Source organism: Pseudomonas frederiksbergensis (assembly GCF_003732665.1).
GTDB lineage: Bacteria > Pseudomonadota > Gammaproteobacteria > Pseudomonadales > Pseudomonadaceae > Aquipseudomonas > Aquipseudomonas frederiksbergensis_G.
This window is the reverse complement of sequence record NZ_MOBP01000012.1, coordinates 333,804-353,566: the sequence shown is the minus strand read 5'-3', so window position 1 is coordinate 353,566 and position 19,763 is coordinate 333,804. Positions and strand designations below refer to the sequence as shown.

Below are 19,763 nucleotides of genomic sequence, written 5' to 3'. Positions count from 1 at the left end.
GGTGAGCCATTATCACCGAGTCGCTTCAAGGCTCTTGGCTTATAGCTTTGTTTGCGGTTGGTATCAGCCAAACACACTATTGGAGTAAAGATATTGTCCAGACTCGCTGAATTTCGTGCAGCTGAAAAGGCCCTTCAAGAACAGCTCAAGCAACTGGAGTCCTTGAAGAACGATGCCGGGCTCAAGAAAGAAATCGAATTCGAAGAAAAGCTCCAGGGGCTGATGAAAACCTACGGCAAAAGCCTGCGCGACATCATCGCCATTCTCGATCCGAACCCGGCAAAATCGGGCCTGCAACAAGCCGCCGCTCCTAAAACCCGCCGCGCCCGCGTGGTCAAGGTCTATCACAACCCGCACACCGGTGAACTGATTGAAACCAAAGGTGGTAACCACCGCGGCCTGAAAGCCTGGAAGGAACAGTACGGTGCAGCCACCGTCGATTCCTGGTTGCGCGGCTGACCTTCGCGGCAATAAAAAAAGCCCTGCTAATGCAGGGCTTTTTCATGGTCGATATCTAACAAATGCAACGATAGTCGCCGATCAAGTTGGAAAAGCCTTGTAACGAGGTGGCGCTTCCATGGTCGATCAATACTTGCTCACTTACTTTGTGCTTAATCCCTTGGGGATACCGGCGGCCAATTCTTCATCTAAAGTTTAAAACTGTTGCGGGCAGCCGCTATTTCGTCCTGGCTTGCCTTATAAACCTCAGCCTGCCCGGCGTAGGAAAGTACATAGGCCTTGTCCGCCTGTACGGCGGCGACCAATGTTTGCGACAGCACGTGGCGGCCGTTCTGGGTAACCGTGCAAGTGGTTTCAAGCGCCGGCAGTTGACTCAGTGTGTTCGGGTGGATCTTGTTGCAGACACTTTGATAGCCTCCCTGGAAAAAGTCCTTCTGCACCGACTTGCGCATCTCCAGCAACACGCCCTGCAAATTGACCTGATGGCCACTTTCCACCGAGGTCATCGTCAACTCCATGACCAGCACCTGATTGCCCTCGGCGTCGTTCTTCACCGCGCGCTGGCGGGACACTTGCGGCGCGGCTTCATTGGGCGCGACCGCTTCCACCTCCCAGCCATTCGGCCAAGTAATGCTTGGTGTGTCGGCCCGTGCCGCGTTGGCCAGCGCAAACAAACCCATGAAAACGAATAGCGATGCAAACGGTCGGATCATTACGAGGGGCACTCTCAGATAGAACCACAAAGTCTGACCCTCACCCGGCTGCCAGGCAATAGCCGGCCGTTTTGGTTTGGCGATGGAGGAACCCTTGCGTATCATTGCGACCATTCGCCAGCCCCACTTATTTTCCGGAGGGCCAATGAGCCTGCACGAATTGAACACCTTCCCCGGCGTCACCGCCGCACCTGACACCGCTACCCAGAAGTTCGTCTTCAACCACACCATGCTGCGGGTCAAGGACATCACCAAGTCCCTGGATTTCTACACGCGCATCCTCGGTTTCTCCCTGGTTGAAAAGCGCGACTTTCCGGAAGCCGAGTTCAGCCTGTACTTCCTGGCGCTGGTGGATAAAAGCCAGATCCCGGCCGATGCCGCCGCGCGTACCGAGTGGATGAAATCGATCCCGGGCATTCTGGAACTGACCCACAACCACGGCACCGAAAGCGATCCAGAGTTCGCCTACCACAACGGCAACACCGACCCGCGTGGTTTCGGTCATATCTGCATCTCGGTGCCAGACATCCGCGCCGCGTGCGAACGTTTCGAAGCCTTGGGCTGTGATTTCCAGAAGCGCCTGAACGATGGCCGCATGAAAAGCCTGGCGTTTATCAAGGACCCGGATGCTTACTGGGTCGAAATCATCCAGCCAGCGCCGATGTAATAGCCGCACCACCAATTTCCCTGTGGGAGCGGGCTTGCTCGCGAAAGCGGTGTGTCAGGCACCATTGATGTCGACTGATACGACGCTTTCGCGAGCAAGCCCGCTCCCACAAGGGGGAATGCGCCGGGCAACAAAAAAACCCATGATCACTCATGGGGTTTTTGTTTTCAGCGCTGGCGTTTAAGCCGGGGCCGAGGTCCGGATCAGGTGGTCGAATGCGCTGAGGGAAGCCTTGGCGCCCTCGCCCACTGCAATCACGATCTGCTTGTACGGCACAGTCGTTACGTCACCGGCGGCGAACACGCCCGGCAGCGAAGTTTCGCCACGGGCATCGACGATGATCTCGCCACGGGGCGACAATTCGACGGTGCCTTTGAGCCAGTCGGTGTTCGGCAACAGACCGATCTGCACAAAGATGCCTTCCAGTTCGACCGTGGTGAATTCACCCGAATCGCGGTCCTTGTAGACCAGGCCGGTCACTTTCTGGCCATCACCCTTCACTTCGCTGGTCAGGGCGCTAGTGATGACGTTGACGTTCGGCAGACTGTACAACTTGCGCTGCAGCACCGCATCGGCGCGCAGCTTGCTGTCAAACTCCAGCAGCGTAACGTGGCTGACGATGCCGGCCAGGTCGATGGCCGCTTCGACGCCGGAGTTACCGCCGCCGATCACCGCCACGCGCTTGCCCTTGAACAGCGGGCCGTCGCAGTGCGGGCAGAAGCACACACCCTTGGCTTTATATTGCTGCTCGCCCGGCACACCTATTTCCCGCCAGCGAGCGCCGGTGGCAAGGATCAGCGCCTTGGTTTTCAGGCTGGCACCGCTTTCGAAGCGCACTTCGTGCAACTCGCCGGCATTCTTCGCCGGGATCAGCGCGGTGGCCCGCTGCAGGTTCATGATGTCGACGTCGTGCTGCTTGACGTGTTCTTCCAGGGCGCTGGCCAGTTTCGGCCCTTCGGTCTCCTGCACGGAGATGAAGTTTTCAATGGCCATTGTGTCGAGCACCTGCCCACCAAAACGCTCAGCGGCCACACCGGTGCGAATGCCTTTACGGGCAGCGTAAATCGCTGCCGCAGCACCGGCCGGGCCGCCGCCGACGATCAACACATCAAACGCTTCTTTGGCGCTGATCTTCTCGGCCTGGCGTTCGGCACCACTGGTGTCGATCTTGGCGAGGATTTCTTCCACGCCCATGCGGCCCTGGCCAAAAATTTCGCCGTTCAAGTACACGCTAGGCACCGCCATGATCTGGCGCTTGTCGACTTCGGCCTGGAACAGTGCGCCGTCGATGGCGACGTGACGGATGTTCGGGTTGAGCACCGCCATCAGGTTCAGCGCCTGGACCACGTCCGGGCAGTTCTGGCAGGACAGCGAGAAGTAAGTCTCGAAGCTGAACTCGCCTTTGAGCGAGCGGATCTGTTCAATCACTTCGACACTGGCTTTCGAAGGGTGACCGCCGACTTGCAGCAAGGCCAGCACCAACGAAGTGAATTCATGGCCCATAGGGATGCCGGCGAAACGCAGGCTGATGTCGGCACCCGGGCGGTTGATCGAGAACGATGGCTTGCGAGCATCATCACCGTTGTCGAGCAACGTAATTTGGTTGGAAAGACTGGTGACGTCTTTCAGCAGTTCAAGCATTTCCTGGGATTTCGCACCGTCGTCGAGGGAAGCAACGATCTCGATCGGTTGGGTGACCCGTTCCAGGTACGATTTCAACTGGGCTTTAAGATTGGCGTCCAACATACGGGCGATTTCCTTTACTTTATTTGAGGCGAAAAAAAACGCCCGAGCGAATCTCGCCCGGGCGTTTTTATTGGGCGGTTGCAGCTTACTTAGGTGCGGAAACCCGCCCTGATGTTGCTTCTGTCACAGACTTAGATCTTGCCGACCAGGTCCAGGGACGGAGCCAAAGTAGCCTCGCCTTCTTTCCACTTGGCTGGGCACACTTCGCCCGGGTGAGCAGCAACGTACTGGGCAGCCTTGATTTTGCGCAGCAGCTCGGAAGCGTCACGGCCAACACCGCCGTCGTTCAGCTCAACGATTTTGATCTGGCCTTCAGGGTTGATCACGAAGGTGCCACGGTCAGCCAGGCCAACTTCTTCGATCAGCACGTCGAAGTTGCGGGAGATGGCGTGGGTCGGGTCGCCGATCATGGTGTATTCGATTTTGCCGATGGCTGGCGAAGTGTTGTGCCAGGCAGCGTGAGCAAAGTGGGTATCGGTGGAAACGCTGTAGATCTCGACGCCCAGTTTCTGGAACGCGGCGTAGTTGTCAGCCAGGTCTTCCAGTTCGGTTGGGCAAACGAAGGTGAAGTCTGCTGGGTAGAAGAACACGACCGACCACTTGCCTTTCAGGTCAGCGTCAGACACTTGTACGAAGTCGCCATTTTTGTAAGCGGTAGCTTTGAACGGTTTTACTTGGCTGTTGATGATAGGCATCGGTGACTCTCCGTCAGGGTTGAAAAGTTCGGGTTGAAAAGTTGATGTGGTGAATCCTACCCACTCGATTGCCGCATGGCTCATTGGCAAAGCTCATGCTGCTCATTGGTTTTCGCTATTAGCCGACAGTATTAATAGAAGAAAACTTACTGAGCAGCGCCAATGGCTTTTTCCGCGAGGGTTGTCATCCCGAGAAACGGGCTGGCTTCAACATAGCGCATGGCGGACTTCATATCCTTCCAGCCCACGTAGCTCATCAACGACTTCAAGTCCCAACCACTCTGATGGGCCCATGTTGCAAAACCGCGACGCAAGGAGTGACTGGTGTAGTGCTCGGCGGGAATGCCGGCGCGTTCCAACGCCTGGCGCAGCAACGGAATCACGCTGTTGGCGTGCAAGCCCTCCTCGCTCAGGTGGCCCCAACGGTCGATGCCTCGGAACACCGGCCCGCGAACCAGTGCCGCTTCGGTGATCCAGTTGATGTAGGCCTGCACCGGGCACAAGCGCTGCAATGCCGGGGTCTGGTAAGTCATGCCGAGGTTCTCGCGATCACTCTTGCTGCGTGGCAAATAGAGCGTGATACCAGACTGAGCGATGGCTTTCACGTGTTCGATCTGCAAACGGCAGAGCTCATCGCTGCGAAAGCCGCGCCAGAAACCCAGGAGGATCAGCGCCATATCGCGCCTGGCCCGCAGCAGTGCGGGCTGGTCACCTTCATTTCGGGCGGTTTGCGCTTCCTGTTCCAGCCACGCGACCACCTGCTCCAGATGTTGAATTTGCAGCGGCTCTGCCTGTTTTTCCTGGGCCGGATGCAATGCGCGAATCCCCTTGAACACCTGACGCACCACCGGCGCCTTGGTCGGATCGGCAAAGCCTTGGCTGTTGTGCCATTGCGCCAATGCGGATAGACGCAGTTTCAAGGTATTGATCGACAGCACGCTCGCATGAGCGACCAGATAGCGGGCGACGCTATCGCTGGTCGCCGGCAGGAACCCGCCCCAACTGACTTCGAAGTGCTCGATGGCCGCGCGGTAGCTGCGACGGGTGTTGTCGCGGGTGGCGGCTTGCAGGTAGCGATCCAGATCGGACATAGGCTCAACTCTCAAAAACGTACCGCTTTGGCGAGTGAAAAGCGTATCTACGGCTGATCACACGGGGTAATACCAGTATATCCCGTACCAGAAACTTAAAGGATTTAACTTTTATTATGTGATGGTACACTGCGTACTTGATGATATGTACCACAGTACGAAATCGTAGGAGAACTCATGGCTCGTGGCGGCGTAAATAAAGCGGTAGTGCAAGCGGCACGGTTGGCGATCCTCGCCCGTGGCGAGAACCCCAGCATTGATGCAGTACGGATCGAGATGGGCAATACCGGTTCGAAAACCACGATTCATCGCTATCTGAAAGAGCTTGATGGTGGCTCGGAACGCACTGAAGCGACCCAGGAACCGATTGATGATGAGCTGGCGGGACTGGTGTCACGCTTGGCGCAACGCCTGAAAGAACAGGCTCAGGAGCCAATCGATCAGGCCCGCGAGCAGTTCGATCGCCAGCGTAAAGAGCTGGAGGCGCAGCTCGACGAAGCCCGCGAGACCAACAGCGAACTGCAGCAGCAATACGAGATTCAAAGTCTGGCCCTGACCCAGGAATCTGACGCGCTACTGGAAACCCGCTCGATGCTGCAGACCGAGCAAACTCGCAACGCCGGGCTGAACCAGGCGCTGGCGGACTTTGAATTACGCTTGAAGGACAAGGACGAGCAGATCCGCTCCCTTGAAGAAAAACATCTGCACGCCCGGGACGCGCTGGAGCACTACCGCAACGCGGTCAAGGAACAGCGCGAGCAGGATCAGCGCCGCCACGAAGGCCAGGTGCAACAGATTCAGATGGAATTGCGTCAGGCCCAGCAAAGCGCCCTCGTCCGCCAGGATGAAATTACCCAGTTGCACCGTGACAACGAACGTTTGCTGACCGAGAACCGCGGAACGCTGCGGGAGTTGAGCCTGTTGCAGGAGCAGCTCAAGCAGGCCAACACTCGCCAGGATCAATTGTTGGAGCAGGCCAACCGCGTCGACAGCGAGCGCACCCTACTCCAGGAACGTCTGCGCATTGCCCTGCTGGAAAGTCAGGCGCTCAAGCAGAACGTCGACGAGCAATCGCAGATCAATCAGTCACTGGAAATCGAATTGGCGAAGACCCAGGCCAGCCTGGATGAAAGCGTGCGCCTGGCGGCAGCCATTGCGACCGCGCCAGACACAGCGAAGGACGATTAGCTCGCGACCGGCGTACGCATGGTGACGAACTCTTCGGCGGCCGTCGGGTGCACGCCGATGGTTTCGTCGAAATCGCGCTTGGTCGCACCGGCCTTGAGGGCAATCGCCAGGCCTTGCACGATTTCCCCGGCATCCGGGCCGACCATGTGGCAACCGAGGACCTTGTCAGTCTTCGCATCCACCACCAGTTTCATCAGCGTGCGCTCCTGACATTCAGTCAGGGTCAGCTTCATCGGCCGGAAACGGCTTTCGTAGATCACCACATCGTGCCCGGCCTCCCGGGCTTCTTCTTCGCTCAAGCCGACCGTGCCGATGTTCGGCAAGCTGAACACCGCCGTCGGGATCATCTTGTAATCCACCGGACGATATTGCTCAGGCTTGAACAAGCGCCGCGCAACGGCCATGCCTTCAGCCAGCGCCACCGGCGTCAGTTGCACGCGACCGATGACATCGCCCAAGGCCAGGATCGATGGCTCGGCAGTTTGATACTGCTCATCCACCTCCACGAAACCTTTTTTGTCGAGTTTGACGCCCGTGTTTTCCAGGCCCAGATTGTCCAGCATCGGACGTCGCCCAGTGGCGTAGAAAATACAATCGGCTTGCAGTTCGCGGCCATCCTTGAGGGTGGCTTTCAGGCTGCCGTCGGCGAGCTTCTCGATACGCTCGATGTCGGCGTTGAACTGCAGGTTCATGCCGCGCTTGGTGAGTTCTTCCTGCAAATGCTTGCGCACCGCGCCATCGAAGCCGCGCAGGAAAAGATCGCCGCGATACAGCAACGTAGTCTCTGCGCCCAGGCCGTGGAAGATCCCTGCGAATTCCACCGCGATGTAACCACCACCGACCACCAGAACGCGTTTCGGCAATTCTTTGAGGAAGAACGCCTGGTTGGAGCTGATCGCGTGTTCGTGCCCCGGAATTTCCGGGATCTGCGGCCAGCCGCCGGTAGCAATCAGAATATTTTTGGCGCTGTGGCGTTGGCCATTGATCTCGACCGTGTGCGGGTCGACGATCTTGGCGTGGCCTTCATGCAAGGTCACGCCGCTGTTGACCAGCAGGTTGCGATAAATACCGTTCAGGCGTTTGATTTCGCGGTCTTTGTTGGCGATCAACGTCGCCCAGTCGAACTTGGCCTCGCCCAGACTCCAGCCAAAACCGGAGGACTGCTCGAAGTCTTCGGCAAAGTGCGCACCATAAACCAGCAGTTTTTTCGGCACGCAGCCGACATTGACGCACGTACCGCCCAGATAACGGCTCTCGGCTACGGCCACTTTCGCGCCAAAACCGGCCGCGAATCGCGCAGCCCGCACACCGCCGGAACCGGCGCCAATCACATAAAGGTCAAAATCGTAGGCCATTTCTATCTCCTCGGCAGGCCATCAGCATACCCGCAGACGCCCATTGGGCAAGCGCTGCGAACAATATGGGGCCGGAAAACGAAAAAACCACCCGAAGGTGGTTTTCTCATTACAAGTGGTTCAAGCGCTATCAGTAAGCCTTGCCCGTCTTGTAGAAGTTCTCGAAGCAGAAGTTGGTCGCTTCGATGTAGCCTTCAGCGCCGCCGCAGTCGAAACGCTTGCCTTTGAACTTGTAGGCAATCACGCAACCGTTTTGCGCCTGCTTCATCAAGGCGTCGGTGATCTGGATTTCGCCGCCCTTGCCTGGCTCGGTTTGCTTGATCAGGTCGAAGATGTCCGGGGTCAGGATGTAACGACCGATGATCGCCAGGTTCGACGGTGCATCTTCCGGCGCTGGTTTTTCAACCATGTTGCGTACGCGGTACAGGTCGTCACCGATCAAGTCACCGGCGATCACGCCGTACTTGTTGGTTTCCATCGGGTCGACTTCCTGGATCGCGATGATCGAGCAGCGGTATTGTTTGTACAGCTTGACCATCTGCGTCAGCACGCCGTCGCCGTCGAGGTTGACGCACAAGTCGTCCGCCAGTACCACGGCGAAAGGTTCGTCGCCGATCAGTGGGCGGCCAGTCAGGATCGCGTGGCCCAGGCCTTTCATTTCGGTCTGGCGAGTGTAGGAGAACGAGCACTCGTCGAGCAGTTTGCGGATGCCGACCAGGTATTTTTCCTTGTCGGTGCCCTTGATCTGGTTTTCCAGCTCGTAGCTGATATCGAAGTGGTCTTCCAGAGCGCGTTTGCCGCGGCCGGTCACGATGGAGATTTCAGTCAACCCAGCGTCCAGTGCTTCTTCGACGCCGTACTGGATCAGTGGCTTGTTTACCACCGGCAGCATTTCTTTGGGCATGGCTTTAGTCGCTGGCAGGAAGCGAGTACCGTAACCGGCTGCTGGGAACAAGCATTTCTTGATCATATAAGTCCTTGAAAGGGCTGTGTGTTCGAGTTTCGGCGCAGTCTAATCAGGCGGCGTGCACCTTACAATGCCCCGCACTGGCTAACCGATGCCATCATAGAGAAATATTCTGGCGGATAGTTCCCATAAGCTTTTATAGATAGCACAGACCGTCGACTCTGCACCGACCGGCAATCGCACCACCATACGCCCATCAGCCCCCGTTGAGTGCATTTGGCGGTATCATGGCGCGATTGAACCAAGCCAAAGAGGCAGATAGATGTCGGTAGCAAAAAGCGTCAACGGATACCTGATCAACCAGGCGAAGGACAGCCAATGGTGGGTAGACAGCGTTGCGGGCGAGAATATCGCCGGCCCTTTCCCGACCGAAGCGTTGGCGATCGAGGTGGCATCGGTGTTGCAAGATCAACCCGCAGGCCCGAAGCGGCGCGGCAAGGACAAGTCCTGAAACGCAGCTGATTCAAGCAGCCCTGCCTTCGCGCAGGGCTTTTTTGTGTTTGCCTGCATCAAAGTGGCCAATCGCTATAACCTTTTGACACCGCTGCTGTCACAGGCTTAGCCCCATCATCTGACGACGACTACAACGACATGAACAAACTTCTGGCACTGATTGCGGTACTGGCGCTCACTGGCTGCGCGACATCTGAAAAAACCTACCTGAACAATGGTGAACAAGGCCTGACCATCGACTGCTCCGGGGAAGCCAATTCCTGGGCCACCTGCTACGAAAAAGCCGATGACTCCTGCGCCGGCACCGGCTACCGGATCGTCGGGACCGACGGCACACCGTCGACCAAGGAAAGCGACAAGACCCTGGGCGTCGACGTCGGCAACTTCAAGAACCGTAGCGTAGTGGTGGTCTGCAAGTAAGGCGCCCTGCCCTACATGTGGATTTCGGCAAACTTGATTCCGAGGCCGCGCACGGTCTCGATCAAATCGTCCAGGCGACCGAAGGATTCGACTTCATCGTTGTCATCCACCAGAAAATAACTGCGCCCGGCGCTTTTCTTGAAAAACACAATCCACTCCCCCGGATTGGCCGGGTTCTGAATCACGTGGGTGGCAGAGATAAGGCCCTCTGCATGGCGCTCCCGTACTTGCTCTCGCTTCATGCGCGGCTCCAGAAATGACAATGCCGCCAAAGTATTGCTTTGGCGGCATCAGGCTGACGACCGACAGTCTATCAGCCGGAAATGCACGCGGTGGCTGCATGCTGGACATCCTTTGGACGTACCGGCACGTTGGACATGCGTTCATGCAGCTTGATACTGCTACCGCCGGAGCGGTCTTCGATATCGAATACGGCCGCCGGCCCCGAGGAAAATTTCCCTGGAACGATCACACGCACGCCGTCCTTGTGTGGCTCAAGCTGCAAGGCACCGCGGCTGGAAGCCAGCTTCTCGCCCAGGCATTGCGCGTACTCATGGGGCTTTTTGCCTGATATCACGCTCATGGTCGGCAGTGTTTCGTTGATTTCTGCGACATTGGCACAACCACTCACCGCCAACGCAAGCGGCAGGACCAGGACACCCCATTTCATATAAAACCTCCGATAAAGACCCTCCGACAGCGTAATGACTGTTTTTCTCCGAGGCTCGTTGCATTTATCGCTCATAGAATTCCGAATAACTGTTTTTAATTGTCAAACACGACACTGACAGCCGGATAATAACCCGTTCGGGCTGATAAACTCTGCCAATTGCCCTGCTATCGTTTTGATTTTGTAGAAAAAGCCCTTCTGGAGGCGCCCCATGAAATTTATCCACCAGCGCGAGCACCTCAACGAAGACGACATCGTCGTCATCCAGTGCTCCCAAATGTGCAACATCCGCTTGATGAACGACGCCAACTTCCGCAGCTTCAAGAATGGCGGCCGTCACACATATCACGGCGGCGCATTCGATACCTTCCCGGCGCGCATCACCGCCCCGAGCACCGGTTTCTGGAACATCACCATCGACATGGTCAACAGCCGCAAGGCCATCAGCGTCACGCGCAAGCCGACACTGACCCACTCGATCAAGATCGTCCGCCGCTCCAGCACTAAACTGAGCTGAGAACGCCCTCACACGTATACAGGTAGTCATGACCGTGGCCCAAACGACCAAGTACGTCATCAAATACAAACTCAACGGCGAGCGCCGCTTCGAATTTGCCCAGCTTGAAAACGGCACTGAAGCGGAAGCCAAAGCCGCGCTCGACGCCATTCATGGCCAGGGCGAAGACGTGATCAGCGACATCGCCGTCAGCAAAGCGCTGTAACGCGAGCAGGAGCGACAATACGGACGTCGGCTCCCCCGCCCGAATTCGACCGCAAGCGCCGGAGTGTTCCCTCGATCAACGCGCCCTAGTCTGGCCACCTCAACCTTTGGTTCAGGAGTCAGAACATGTCTACTTCCTCGATTCGCTACATCAGCGGCACTTGCTCGCTGGGCGTATTGTTGCTGGCCTTCAGTGACAAGGGGCTTTGTGCGTTGCTGCTTGGCGACGACCTGGCCAGCCTTGAGCGCGATCTGGCGCGGCGCTTGTGCGGTGAACTCCAACGCGATGAAGGTCTGACCCCCCAGCTGGAACAGACCTTGCGCCACCTCGACAATCCACACACGGCATTGGATTTTCCGCTGGATCTGGCAGGCAGCGTTTTTCAGCGCCAAGTCTGGGAGGCCCTGCGGCAAATTCCGGTAGGGCAAACCGCCAGCTATCGCGATATCGCACAACGTCTCGACCAGCCCCAGGCTTTTCGCGCCGTCGCCAATGCCTGCGGCGCCAACCCGGTCGCGGTGATCGTCCCTTGCCATCGGGTGCTGCGCCAGGACGGCAGCCTCGGTGGTTATCGCTGGGGGCTGGAACGCAAGCAGCAGTTACTGGATCGCGAGGCGCAGCAATGAGCACGCTGGACTGGGTGTCGTTGGAACAACAGCTCGATCAGGACGGCTGCGCCATTATCCGTTCATTGTTGAGCCACGAAACGTGCGACCAAGTCAGCGCGTTGTACGCTCAATCCGAGGCCTTCCGCTCACAAGTGGTGATGGCCCGGCACGGTTTCGGACGCGGCGAATACAAGTACTTCAAGTACCCGCTGCCGGACGTGGTGAGTCGGTTGCGCAACGGGCTCTACCCGCGACTGGTGCCCATCGCCAATCGCTGGCATGAGCACATGGACCTGCCGACCCGTTTCCCCGACAACCACCCGGCGTTCCTCGATCGCTGCCACGCCGCCGGTCAGGAGCGCCCCACCCCGTTGTTGCTGCAATACGGCCCAGGGGACTACAACTGCCTGCATCAGGATGTGTACGGCGAACACGTTTTCCCACTGCAAGTGGCGATTCTTCTGTCAGAACCGGACGAAGACTTCAGCGGCGGCGAATTCGTGCTCACCGAGCAGCGCCCGCGAATGCAGTCACGGCCCCAAGTGATCGGTCTGAAGAAAGGCGACGGGCTGATCTTTGCGGTCAACCAGCGCCCGGTCAAAGGCGCTCGCGGCTATTACCGGGTGACTCTGCGCCATGGCGTCAGTCGCCTGCACAGCGGAAAACGGCATACCCTTGGAATCATTTTTCACGATGCGTTATGAAACCATGAGCCCGACCACCTTCGATCTGTTCGCCGATATCGAGCCGCAGCAACCGCCCCGGCGCGAGCAGATCGGCGAACAGTCCTACGTTCTGCGGGGCTTTGCCCTTCCGCTGCTCGACCGATTATTACCGGCGCTGGAGGCTGTTCTGCTGGCAGCACCGTTTCGGCAAATGGTCACGCCGGGTGGTTTCACCATGTCGGTGGCTCTGAGCAGTTGCGGCACTCTGGGCTGGACCACCGACCGCAGCGGCTACCGCTACACCCGCAACGATCCACAAACCGGGCGCCCCTGGCCAGCGATGCCCGAGGTGTTTTTCGAGTTGGCGCAAGCGGCGGCGCGGGAAGCGGGATTTGCCGACTTTGTGCCGGATTCCTGCCTGATCAACCGCTATGTCCCAGGGGCCAAGATGTCTTTGCATCAGGACAAAGACGAAGGTTCCTACGCCGCGCCCATCGTTTCGGTGTCCCTCGGTTTGCCGGCGATGTTTTTGTTTGGCGGTTTCGAACGCAGTGACAAGAGCCAGCGGGTGCCGTTGTTCCATGGCGACATTGTGGTGTGGGGCGGCGTGGATCGCTTGCGTTACCACGGTGTGTTGCCGATCAAGGAGGGCCAACATCCGCGACTGGGCGAACAGCGGATCAATTTTACGTTCCGCACCGCCGGTTGAATTTGACCGCAAGACCCGGAGTGTTCCAGTCTGGATGCCTGCTTAAGCTGCATGAAACCCGTCAACGGACCTGAAACCATGACCACTTCTTCGACCAGGATCGCGATCGAAAACGATCCACGCTGGGCCGCCGTCGTCGCCCGCGATCCCGGAGCTGACGGGCAGTTTGTCTATGCGGTGAAAACCACCGGCATCTATTGCCGCCCCAGCAGCCTGGCGCGATTGCCGAAACCGCAGAATGTCGAATTCTTTGATACCGCCGAGCAGGCCCAGGCGGCGGGTTATCGCCCGAGCAAACGGGCGGCGAAGGATCAAAGCGATGTCGCCGCGCAACATGCCGCGACCGTGGCGGCTGCCTGCCGTCAGATCGAATCCGCCGAGGAGGTGCCGACGCTGGGTGAACTGGCCAAGGCCGCAGGCTTGAGCAGTTTCCACTTCCATCGCGTATTCAAAGCCGTGACCGGCCTCACGCCCAAGGGTTACGCCAGTGCCCACCGTTCACGCAAGGTCCGTCAGCGTTTGAGCGATGGCGGCTCGGTGACCGATGCGTTGTATGACGCGGGGTTCAATTCCAACAGTCGTTTTTATGAAGCCGCCGACCAGTTGCTGGGCATGAAACCCGGGGATTACCGCGCCGAAGGTCAGAACAACGACATTCGTTTTGCCGTTGGCCAGTGCTCTTTGGGGGCAATCCTGGTGGCGCAAAGTGAGCGAGGGATTTGCGCGATTCTGCTGGGCGACGATCCGCATCAATTGGTGTGCGACCTGCAGGACAAGTTTCGCCGAGCCAACCTGATTGGCGCCGATCACGGGTTTGAGCAGTTGATCGCCCAAGTGGTCGGTTTCATCGAAGCACCGGCCATTGGCCTCGACTTGCCGCTGGACGTGCGCGGCACCGCGTTTCAGGAGCGTGTGTGGCAAGCCCTGCGGCAGATTCCCGCTGGCAGCACCGCGAGTTACGCCGATATAGCCCAACGCATCGGTTCGCCAAAAGCCGTGCGCGCCGTGGCCCAGGCTTGTGGCGCGAACAGTCTGGCCGTGGCGATCCCCTGTCATCGGGTGGTGCGCAGCGATGGCAACCTGTCGGGCTACCGTTGGGGCGTGGAGCGTAAACGGCAGTTGCTGGAGCGTGAAACCCAGCCTTAGACGATGCCGATATGCACCGCGACTGACTCGGGGCCGGTGTAGGCTTCAAAATCGGCAGCGAATCGGCGCTTGGCCTGCGGATTGGTTTCGAAATAATTCCAGATAAATTGCCAGGTATTGATCACGGCGTCCGGCATCGGCCCGCTGCCCTCGAAGACCAGATACCGGCCGCCTTCGATATTGATGGTTTCGTAACCTGGTGCAGGCTCCTCGACGGCCATCCCGGCGGTGACATCGAATGCCCCCGAGGCATCGGATTCATACCCGGAATACACGCCATAAACCGGTGAGCCGGCTGGCTGGGGCGCCATACGCTCCATCAACCCTTCACTGTAGAAACGCCCCCACATCGGACCAATCTTCGCCGTTTCAGCGCTTTGTTCAGCGCTGTTGTGGGTCCGCACCTGCAGCCCGGACACAGTGAACGGGGCTACGTAAACCTGTTTGACTTCCATTGTGACGCCACTCCTTTTATTGAGATCTGCGGCCCTCACGAGCCGCAATGGCGCCTACCTTGTCAGCGATTGACGTCGACCACAACCCGTCCCCGCAGTTGACCGGCGAGCAAACGCGGTGCCGCTTCAATCGCTTCGCTCAAGCCGATTTCATGGCTGATCAGCGGTAACAGGGCAAAGTCCAGATCCTCCGCCAGGCGATTCCAGGCCTGAATCCGCTTGGCTTTGGTCTGGGTCACGCTGTTGATTCCGGCAAGGGTCACGCCACGCAAAATGAAGGGCGCCACGGAGGCCGGAAAATCCATACCCTGGGCCAGACCGCACGCGGCGACCGTGCCATTGGCCTTGGTGCTGGCGCAAGCGTTGGCCAGGGTGTGGCTGCCGACTGAATCAATCACCGCCGCCCAACGTTCCTTGGCCAACGGCTTGCCCGGTGCAGACAGGGTCGCGCGGTCAATGATTTCGCTGGCGCCTAACTGTTTAAGGTAGTCGTGCTCCGAGATGCGACCGGTCGACGCCACCACCCGATAGCCGAGTTTGCTTAAAAGTGCGATGGCAAAACTGCCGACACCGCCATTGGCGCCGGTCACCAGCACTTCGCCTTGCTCGGGTGTGACGCCGTTGTGCTCCAGCGCGAGGATGCAGAGCATCGCCGTGTAGCCGGCGGTGCCGATGGCCATGGCCTGGGCCGTGGTGAATGCCTTGGGCAGCGGGATCAACCAGTCGCCATTGAGCCGCGCTTTCTGCGCCAGTCCGCCCCAATGCCCTTCACCCACGCCCCAGCCATTGAGTACGACCTGATCACCGACCTTGTAGTCCGGATGCCCGCTGACTTCGACAGTGCCGGCCAGATCGATGCCCGGGACCATGGGGAATTTTCGCACCACCGGGCTGCTGCCGGTGATCGCCAGGCCATCCTTGAAGTTCAGCGTGCTGTACGCCACGCGCACGGTCACGTCGCCCTCCGGCAGTTGATCGTCATTGATCTCTTGCAGTGTGGCCCGGTAACCGCTGTCGTCTTTGTCGATCAAAATACCTTTGAACATCGCTGCCTCCCGATGGGGGTTGAGGGGTTGGTGTCATTGAAATAACACATAGAAACACATTGCCCTACCCGACTTTCAGCCAATTCCCTAATCCGCCGAGCGTTTCCACGACCTGAGGCTATGCTTTTTTCGCGGCCCTGAAATACCTGAAAAGCCGCCCTGTCGATGGAGCTGACAATGCCTTGCCTTCGCTCGTTTACCGTGGTGCTGATCCTCTGTTTATTGGGGTTGAGCCACGTTCAGGCTGCCCCGCCCACAACGCCAGCCGCCCAGGCTGCGGTGGCCCCGACCTGGCCGCAAGTCCTCACTGCCGGTGATACCAAACTGACGATCTATCAGCCGCAACTCGACAGTTGGGACGGCTATACCCTGCAAGCGCGGGCCGCCGTCGAAGCCACCGGGGCCGACGGCAAATCCACCTACGGCATCGTACAGTTCAGCGCCCATACCCTCGTGGACAAGGCCACCCGCTGGGTGGCCCTCGATCAATACACACTGACCAAAGCGGATTTTCCCTCCAGCGCGGCTAAAGCCGATACCTGGGTCGCGGCCCTGAAAAAAGACGCGGCGAACCGCAAGAAAACCATCTCCCTGGACCAACTCGAAGCCGCCGTCGGCGTCCTCGCGGCCGAGCAGAAATCCAGTGGCGATCCGATTGAAAACACCCCGCCGACCATCATCACCTCCGACGTCCCGGCGCTGTTGGTGTACATCGACGGCGAGCCGGCTTATCGCCCGGTAGATGGCACGGCGTTGCAACGGGTGATCAACACTCGGCCGTTGCTGCTCAAGGATGCCCAGGGCAAACACTATCTGCATGTGTTCGACGGCTGGCTGGTCGCTGATGAACTGGGCGGCCAGTACGCACCACTGCCCTCGCCGTCCGCCGAGCTGGAAAAAGCCAAGAAAGCCGCAATCGAGAGCCGTCAGGTTGATTTGCTGACAGGTCAAAGCGATCCGAAGGACAAAATTCCTACGCTGGCCAAACCACCGGTCCCACAAATTCATATCGCCACAACGCCCACCGAGCTGATTGTTACCGACGGTGCGCCGCAGTGGCAGCCGATCCAGGGCACACAGTTGCTCTACGTGACCAACACCACCGGGCACATCTTCAAGGAAGTCGGCGACCAGGACAGTTATGTGCTGATTTCCGGGCGCTGGTTTAAAGCCACCGACATGAAAGGCCCGTGGACTTTCGCCCCCGCAGACAAGCTGCCCGCCGACTTCGCCAACATTCCCGACGACAGTGCCAAGGAGAACGTCAAAGCCTCAGTGGCCGGCACGCCCCAGGCCCGGGAAGCAGCGATTGCGGCGACCATCCCGCAGACCTCGGCGATCAAGAAAAGCCAGGTGAAAATGACCGCGCCTCAGTTCGACGGCGAACCGCAGCTCAAGGCCATCAGCGGCACACCGCTGCAATACGTGGTGAACACGCAGACGCCCATCATCATGGTCGATGCCAAGCGCTGGTACGCGGTGGAAAACGGTATCTGGTTCAACGCCACCTCGGTGCGAGGCCCATGGTCGGTCGCGACCTCGGTGCCGGCAGTGATTTACTCGATTCCGCCCAGCTCGCCGATGCACTACATCACTTACGTGAAAGTGTACGAGGCCAACGGCGACACGGTAGTCGTGGGTTATACGCCGGGGTATCAGGGCTCAACGGTGGACCCGAACAGTGGCGTGGTGGTCTATGGCACCGGTTACCCGTATACGCCGTGGGTTGGCAGCGTCTGGTACGGGCCACCGGTGACCTACGGTTTTGGCGTGGCGATTCGCTACACGCCATGGACAGGCTGGACCTTCGGTTTCGGTTTTGGCTGGAGTTGGGGCGGCAGCACCGTGGCCATGGGCTGGGGTTGGGGCGCGTACCCTTGGTGGGGCAATTACGGCTGGGGTTACGCCTGGGGGCCGCGCCTGTATCCGGCGCCAATGCCCTGGGGCGGCGCGGCCTATGGTTATCACGGCGGCGCAGTGGCCTGGGGGCCCGGTGGTTGGGCGGGGAGCACCGGCAACATTTATCGCCAATGGGGTGATCGCGCCTCGGTCAGCCGTTACGGTGCCGGTTACAACGCCTGGACCGGTAATCGCTGGGCCGGCCAGGTCGATAATGCCTATAACTCCCGCACTGGTATTGCCACGGCCGGTCAGCGCGGCGCAGTGCATAACGTCTACAACGGCAACTACGCCGCCGGACGCAGCGGCGAAATCGTCGGCCCCCATGGCGGTGCGATTGCCGGCGGCAAAGTGACAGCGGGCAATGTGCGCAACGGCACTCAGGTCACGGCCAATCGCGGCGCTGTCTACAACCCCAGCACTGGCAACACCACCCAGTACGGCAGCGTACGCGCACGCAACAGCGGCGCTGCCCGCGTGGGGGATAACGTCTACGCCGGGCATGACGGTAACGTCTACAAAAAGACCGACGACGGTTGGCAATCGATGGTCAAGGGCGGTGCAACACGGGTCAACCCTGCGAACACCGCGCAATTGCAGAACCTCAATCGTGAATCAGCGGCACGCTCTTTCGGCAATGAACGTTTCAACAATTTTCATGACTCGTCCCGGGTCATGAATCGTTCGTTTGGCGGCGGTGGCGGCGGACTTCATCGCCGTTGAGTTGTCCGCTGAGTACCCTGGATGCGGCCCCTGGCCTGTGTCCGGCGTGGTGGCCATGGCGCCCTGGCACTCGCGGCCCCTTGGCTGCCAAAGGCATAGATGTCGAGGTCGGTCCATTCAGAAAAACAGACGCGGCCCCTTCAGAAAAACCGACTGGCCTGCTGTCCTCGTTGCTGATACAAAACGGACATACCCGTCGATGTCGGAGAAGATTCAAATGAGCCAATGGCCAGACACCCGCATTCTTGACCTGCTCGGTATCGAACTGCCGATCATTCAAGCGCCCATGGCCGGTGCCCACGACTCAGCCATGGTGATTGCCGTCAGCAACGCCGGCGGCCTGGGCTCGTTGCCCGCCGCGCTGTTGAGCCTTGAGCAGTTGCGCGACGAGCTGAAAACAATCCGCCAACACACCCAGCGTCCGTTCAACGTCAACTTTTTCTGCCACCAACCGCCAGCGCCCGACGAGCAAAAGGCCCGTGAGTGGAAAAATCTGCTGGAGCCTTACTACCGTGAATTGGGCGCTGATTTTGATGCACCTACGCCCGTGTCCAATCGTGCGCCGTTCGATGAGGCAACCTGCGCTGTAGTCGAAGAATTTCGCCCGCCAGTCGTGAGTTTCCACTTCGGTTTGCCGGAGAAATCGTTGCTGGATCGGGTGAAAGCCACCGGGGCGAAGATCCTGGCGTCCGCCACTACCGTTGACGAGGCAATTTGGCTGGAGCAACACGGCTGTGACGCCATCATCGCCATGGGTTACGAAGCCGGCGGTCATCGCGGGATGTTCCTCAGCGATGACTTGACTAGCCAGGTAGGCACGTTCGCGCTGGTGCCGCAGATCGTCGACGCGGTGAATGTCCCGGTGATTGCCGCCGGCGCGATTGGTGATGCGCGGGGGATTGCTGCCGCGTTTCATCTGGGCGCCTCGGGGGTGCAACTGGGTACGGCGTATTTGTTCACGCCCGAAGCGAAGATCAGCGCGGCCCACCACAAGGCATTGCGCACCGCCAAGGAAAGCGAGACGGCGGTCACTAATCTCTTCACCGGACGCCCGGCGCGGGGGCTGCTGAATCGAGTGATGCGTGAAATCGGCCCCATGAGCGACAAGGCCCCGGCATTTCCGTTGGCCGGTGGTGCGCTGATGCCGCTGCGGGCGAAGGATCCGGCGGACTTCGCCAATCTGTGGGCCGGTCAGGCGTTCAGATTGGGTGTTGAACTGCCAGCGGCGGAATTGACCCAGCGCCTGGCGGCTGAAGCCCTGACCAAACTGACCCGCCGCTAACCCCCGAGCCCAACACAAAACCCTGTGGGAGCGGGCTTGCTCGCGAAGACGCCGGCACATTCAACATTGATGTCGACTGACGCA

The 19,763-nt window shown here is 59.1% G+C and carries 23 protein-coding genes; 13 read left to right on the top strand and 10 right to left on the bottom strand.

Annotation, left to right across the window (positions count from 1 at the left end):
* Positions 1 to 93: 93 nt before the first annotated feature.
* Positions 94 to 459 carry a histone-like nucleoid-structuring protein, MvaT/MvaU family gene (locus tag BK665_RS18785; protein ID WP_123408041.1) on the top strand — a complete coding sequence of 122 codons (366 nt, stop codon included), beginning with the start codon at positions 94 to 96 and terminating at the stop codon, positions 457 to 459.
* Positions 460 to 647: 188 nt separating this feature from the next.
* On the opposite strand, the gene BK665_RS18780 is transcribed toward BK665_RS18785, so the two are convergent.
* On the bottom strand, positions 648 to 1,172 hold the full coding sequence (locus BK665_RS18780; RefSeq protein WP_123408431.1) for a DUF4946 domain-containing protein: 525 nt from the start codon (positions 1,170 to 1,172) through the stop codon (positions 648 to 650).
* Positions 1,173 to 1,317: 145 nt separating this feature from the next.
* On the opposite strand from BK665_RS18780, the gene gloA reads away from it, so the two are divergent.
* Complete coding sequence (gene gloA / locus BK665_RS18775; protein ID WP_123408039.1) at positions 1,318 to 1,839, top strand: lactoylglutathione lyase; 522 nt, start codon at positions 1,318 to 1,320, stop codon at positions 1,837 to 1,839.
* A 180-nt stretch (positions 1,840 to 2,019) separates the two neighbouring features.
* Here the strand turns inward: gloA and ahpF are convergent, their stop codons facing one another.
* From ahpF to BK665_RS18760, 3 genes are all read right to left on the bottom strand, one after another.
* Positions 2,020 to 3,585, bottom strand: a complete 1,566-nt coding sequence (gene ahpF, locus BK665_RS18770) for an alkyl hydroperoxide reductase subunit F (protein ID WP_123408036.1) — start codon at positions 3,583 to 3,585, stop codon at positions 2,020 to 2,022.
* 131 nt (positions 3,586 to 3,716) lie between these two features.
* The gene (ahpC, locus tag BK665_RS18765) at positions 3,717 to 4,280 is read right to left on the bottom strand and encodes an alkyl hydroperoxide reductase subunit C (RefSeq protein WP_054050573.1); all 564 of its coding nucleotides are present in this window, start codon (positions 4,278 to 4,280) and stop codon (positions 3,717 to 3,719) included.
* 146 nt (positions 4,281 to 4,426) lie between these two features.
* Positions 4,427 to 5,371: a site-specific integrase gene (locus BK665_RS18760; protein WP_123408034.1), complete on the bottom strand. Its 945-nt coding sequence runs from the start codon at positions 5,369 to 5,371 to the stop codon at positions 4,427 to 4,429.
* Positions 5,372 to 5,548: 177 nt separating this feature from the next.
* Here BK665_RS18760 and BK665_RS18755 point away from each other — a divergent pair, with 177 nt between their 5' ends.
* Positions 5,549 to 6,559, top strand: a complete 1,011-nt coding sequence (locus tag BK665_RS18755) for a DNA-binding protein (protein ID WP_123408031.1) — start codon at positions 5,549 to 5,551, stop codon at positions 6,557 to 6,559.
* Here the strand turns inward: BK665_RS18755 and gorA are convergent.
* Together gorA and galU are read right to left on the bottom strand one after the other, a co-directional pair.
* Entirely contained in the window at positions 6,556 to 7,914 is a 1,359-nt protein-coding gene (gorA, locus tag BK665_RS18750; RefSeq protein WP_123408029.1) for a glutathione-disulfide reductase, read from the bottom strand. The two genes, BK665_RS18755 and gorA, sit on opposite strands and share 4 nt — an antisense overlap.
* 130 nt (positions 7,915 to 8,044) lie before the next feature.
* Positions 8,045 to 8,884: a UTP--glucose-1-phosphate uridylyltransferase GalU gene (gene galU / locus BK665_RS18745; protein ID WP_123408027.1), complete on the bottom strand. Its 840-nt coding sequence runs from the start codon at positions 8,882 to 8,884 to the stop codon at positions 8,045 to 8,047.
* Positions 8,885 to 9,143: 259 nt separating this feature from the next.
* On the opposite strand from galU, the gene BK665_RS18740 reads away from it, so the two are divergent.
* Positions 9,144 to 9,332, top strand: coding sequence for a hypothetical protein (locus BK665_RS18740; RefSeq protein WP_123408025.1), 189 nt, complete (start codon positions 9,144 to 9,146; stop codon positions 9,330 to 9,332).
* Positions 9,333 to 9,472: 140 nt separating this feature from the next.
* Positions 9,473 to 9,754 carry a hypothetical protein gene (locus BK665_RS18735; RefSeq protein WP_054050561.1) on the top strand — a complete coding sequence of 94 codons (282 nt, stop codon included), beginning with the start codon at positions 9,473 to 9,475 and terminating at the stop codon, positions 9,752 to 9,754.
* Between the two features lie 11 nt (positions 9,755 to 9,765).
* Here the strand turns inward: BK665_RS18735 and BK665_RS18730 are convergent, their stop codons facing one another.
* Positions 9,766 to 9,996 carry a hypothetical protein gene (locus tag BK665_RS18730; RefSeq protein ID WP_109631864.1) on the bottom strand — a complete coding sequence of 77 codons (231 nt, stop codon included), beginning with the start codon at positions 9,994 to 9,996 and terminating at the stop codon, positions 9,766 to 9,768.
* 71 nt (positions 9,997 to 10,067) lie between these two features.
* Positions 10,068 to 10,424, bottom strand: a complete 357-nt coding sequence (locus BK665_RS18725) for a hypothetical protein (RefSeq protein WP_123408023.1) — start codon at positions 10,422 to 10,424, stop codon at positions 10,068 to 10,070.
* A gap of 211 nt (positions 10,425 to 10,635) precedes the next feature.
* Between BK665_RS18725 and BK665_RS18720 the strand changes: the two genes are divergently transcribed.
* The 6 genes from BK665_RS18720 (at position 10,636) to ada (ending at position 14,274) form a co-directional block, all read left to right on the top strand.
* Positions 10,636 to 10,941, top strand: coding sequence for a DUF1883 domain-containing protein (locus BK665_RS18720; protein ID WP_054050556.1), 306 nt, complete (start codon positions 10,636 to 10,638; stop codon positions 10,939 to 10,941).
* Positions 10,942 to 10,969: 28 nt separating this feature from the next.
* On the top strand, positions 10,970 to 11,146 hold the full coding sequence (locus BK665_RS34490; RefSeq protein WP_166655969.1) for a hypothetical protein: 177 nt from the start codon (positions 10,970 to 10,972) through the stop codon (positions 11,144 to 11,146).
* Positions 11,147 to 11,271: 125 nt separating this feature from the next.
* Complete coding sequence (locus tag BK665_RS18715; RefSeq protein ID WP_123408021.1) at positions 11,272 to 11,772, top strand: methylated-DNA--[protein]-cysteine S-methyltransferase; 501 nt, start codon at positions 11,272 to 11,274, stop codon at positions 11,770 to 11,772.
* On the top strand, positions 11,769 to 12,458 hold the full coding sequence (locus BK665_RS18710; protein ID WP_123408019.1) for a 2OG-Fe(II) oxygenase: 690 nt from the start codon (positions 11,769 to 11,771) through the stop codon (positions 12,456 to 12,458). Before BK665_RS18715 ends, BK665_RS18710 begins: the two co-directional genes overlap by 4 nt.
* A complete protein-coding gene (gene alkB / locus BK665_RS18705) occupies positions 12,448 to 13,128 on the top strand; it encodes a DNA oxidative demethylase AlkB (protein WP_123408017.1) in 681 nt (226 codons plus the stop codon). The genes BK665_RS18710 and alkB overlap by 11 nt, the downstream gene beginning before the upstream one ends.
* Positions 13,129 to 13,206: 78 nt before the next feature.
* Positions 13,207 to 14,274: a bifunctional DNA-binding transcriptional regulator/O6-methylguanine-DNA methyltransferase Ada gene (ada, locus tag BK665_RS18700; RefSeq protein ID WP_123408430.1), complete on the top strand. Its 1,068-nt coding sequence runs from the start codon at positions 13,207 to 13,209 to the stop codon at positions 14,272 to 14,274.
* Here ada and BK665_RS18695 read toward each other — a convergent pair.
* Positions 14,271 to 14,729, bottom strand: a complete 459-nt coding sequence (locus tag BK665_RS18695; RefSeq protein ID WP_123408015.1) for a GyrI-like domain-containing protein — start codon at positions 14,727 to 14,729, stop codon at positions 14,271 to 14,273. The genes ada and BK665_RS18695 overlap by 4 nt on opposite strands.
* 62 nt (positions 14,730 to 14,791) lie before the next feature.
* Entirely contained in the window at positions 14,792 to 15,775 is a 984-nt protein-coding gene (acuI, locus tag BK665_RS18690) for an acrylyl-CoA reductase (NADPH) (RefSeq protein WP_123408013.1), read from the bottom strand.
* A 177-nt stretch (positions 15,776 to 15,952) separates the two neighbouring features.
* Here acuI and BK665_RS18685 point away from each other — a divergent pair, with 177 nt between their 5' ends.
* Both BK665_RS18685 and BK665_RS18680 read left to right on the top strand, forming a co-directional pair.
* Positions 15,953 to 18,397, top strand: coding sequence for an autotransporter (locus tag BK665_RS18685; RefSeq protein WP_123408011.1), 2,445 nt, complete (start codon positions 15,953 to 15,955; stop codon positions 18,395 to 18,397).
* A 217-nt stretch (positions 18,398 to 18,614) separates the two neighbouring features.
* Positions 18,615 to 19,679 (top strand): NAD(P)H-dependent flavin oxidoreductase, encoded by a 1,065-nt coding sequence (locus tag BK665_RS18680; protein ID WP_123408429.1) that lies wholly within the window; start codon positions 18,615 to 18,617, stop codon positions 19,677 to 19,679.
* Positions 19,680 to 19,763 lie beyond the last annotated feature (84 nt).

Excerpts from the sequence above, each read along its gene's own strand:
- BK665_RS18780 (WP_123408431.1), bottom strand. The coding sequence starts at position 1,172 with ATGATCCGACCGTTTGCATCGCTATTCGTTTTCATGGGTTTGTTTGCG.
- gloA (WP_123408039.1), top strand. The coding sequence starts at position 1,318 with ATGAGCCTGCACGAATTGAACACCTTCCCCGGCGTCACCGCCGCACCT.
- ahpF (WP_123408036.1), bottom strand. The coding sequence starts at position 3,585 with ATGTTGGACGCCAATCTTAAAGCCCAGTTGAAATCGTACCTGGAACGG.
- ahpC (WP_054050573.1), bottom strand. The coding sequence starts at position 4,280 with ATGCCTATCATCAACAGCCAAGTAAAACCGTTCAAAGCTACCGCTTAC.
- BK665_RS18760 (WP_123408034.1), bottom strand. The coding sequence starts at position 5,371 with ATGTCCGATCTGGATCGCTACCTGCAAGCCGCCACCCGCGACAACACC.
- BK665_RS18755 (WP_123408031.1), top strand. The coding sequence starts at position 5,549 with ATGGCTCGTGGCGGCGTAAATAAAGCGGTAGTGCAAGCGGCACGGTTG.
- gorA (WP_123408029.1), bottom strand. The coding sequence starts at position 7,914 with ATGGCCTACGATTTTGACCTTTATGTGATTGGCGCCGGTTCCGGCGGT.
- galU (WP_123408027.1), bottom strand. The coding sequence starts at position 8,884 with ATGATCAAGAAATGCTTGTTCCCAGCAGCCGGTTACGGTACTCGCTTC.
- BK665_RS18740 (WP_123408025.1), top strand. The coding sequence starts at position 9,144 with ATGTCGGTAGCAAAAAGCGTCAACGGATACCTGATCAACCAGGCGAAG.
- BK665_RS18735 (WP_054050561.1), top strand. The coding sequence starts at position 9,473 with ATGAACAAACTTCTGGCACTGATTGCGGTACTGGCGCTCACTGGCTGC.
- BK665_RS18730 (WP_109631864.1), bottom strand. The coding sequence starts at position 9,996 with ATGAAGCGAGAGCAAGTACGGGAGCGCCATGCAGAGGGCCTTATCTCT.
- BK665_RS18725 (WP_123408023.1), bottom strand. The coding sequence starts at position 10,424 with ATGAAATGGGGTGTCCTGGTCCTGCCGCTTGCGTTGGCGGTGAGTGGT.
- BK665_RS18720 (WP_054050556.1), top strand. The coding sequence starts at position 10,636 with ATGAAATTTATCCACCAGCGCGAGCACCTCAACGAAGACGACATCGTC.
- BK665_RS34490 (WP_166655969.1), top strand. The coding sequence starts at position 10,970 with ATGACCGTGGCCCAAACGACCAAGTACGTCATCAAATACAAACTCAAC.
- BK665_RS18715 (WP_123408021.1), top strand. The coding sequence starts at position 11,272 with ATGTCTACTTCCTCGATTCGCTACATCAGCGGCACTTGCTCGCTGGGC.
- BK665_RS18710 (WP_123408019.1), top strand. The coding sequence starts at position 11,769 with ATGAGCACGCTGGACTGGGTGTCGTTGGAACAACAGCTCGATCAGGAC.
- alkB (WP_123408017.1), top strand. The coding sequence starts at position 12,448 with ATGCGTTATGAAACCATGAGCCCGACCACCTTCGATCTGTTCGCCGAT.
- ada (WP_123408430.1), top strand. The coding sequence starts at position 13,207 with ATGACCACTTCTTCGACCAGGATCGCGATCGAAAACGATCCACGCTGG.
- BK665_RS18695 (WP_123408015.1), bottom strand. The coding sequence starts at position 14,729 with ATGGAAGTCAAACAGGTTTACGTAGCCCCGTTCACTGTGTCCGGGCTG.
- acuI (WP_123408013.1), bottom strand. The coding sequence starts at position 15,775 with ATGTTCAAAGGTATTTTGATCGACAAAGACGACAGCGGTTACCGGGCC.
- BK665_RS18685 (WP_123408011.1), top strand. The coding sequence starts at position 15,953 with ATGCCTTGCCTTCGCTCGTTTACCGTGGTGCTGATCCTCTGTTTATTG.
- BK665_RS18680 (WP_123408429.1), top strand. The coding sequence starts at position 18,615 with ATGAGCCAATGGCCAGACACCCGCATTCTTGACCTGCTCGGTATCGAA.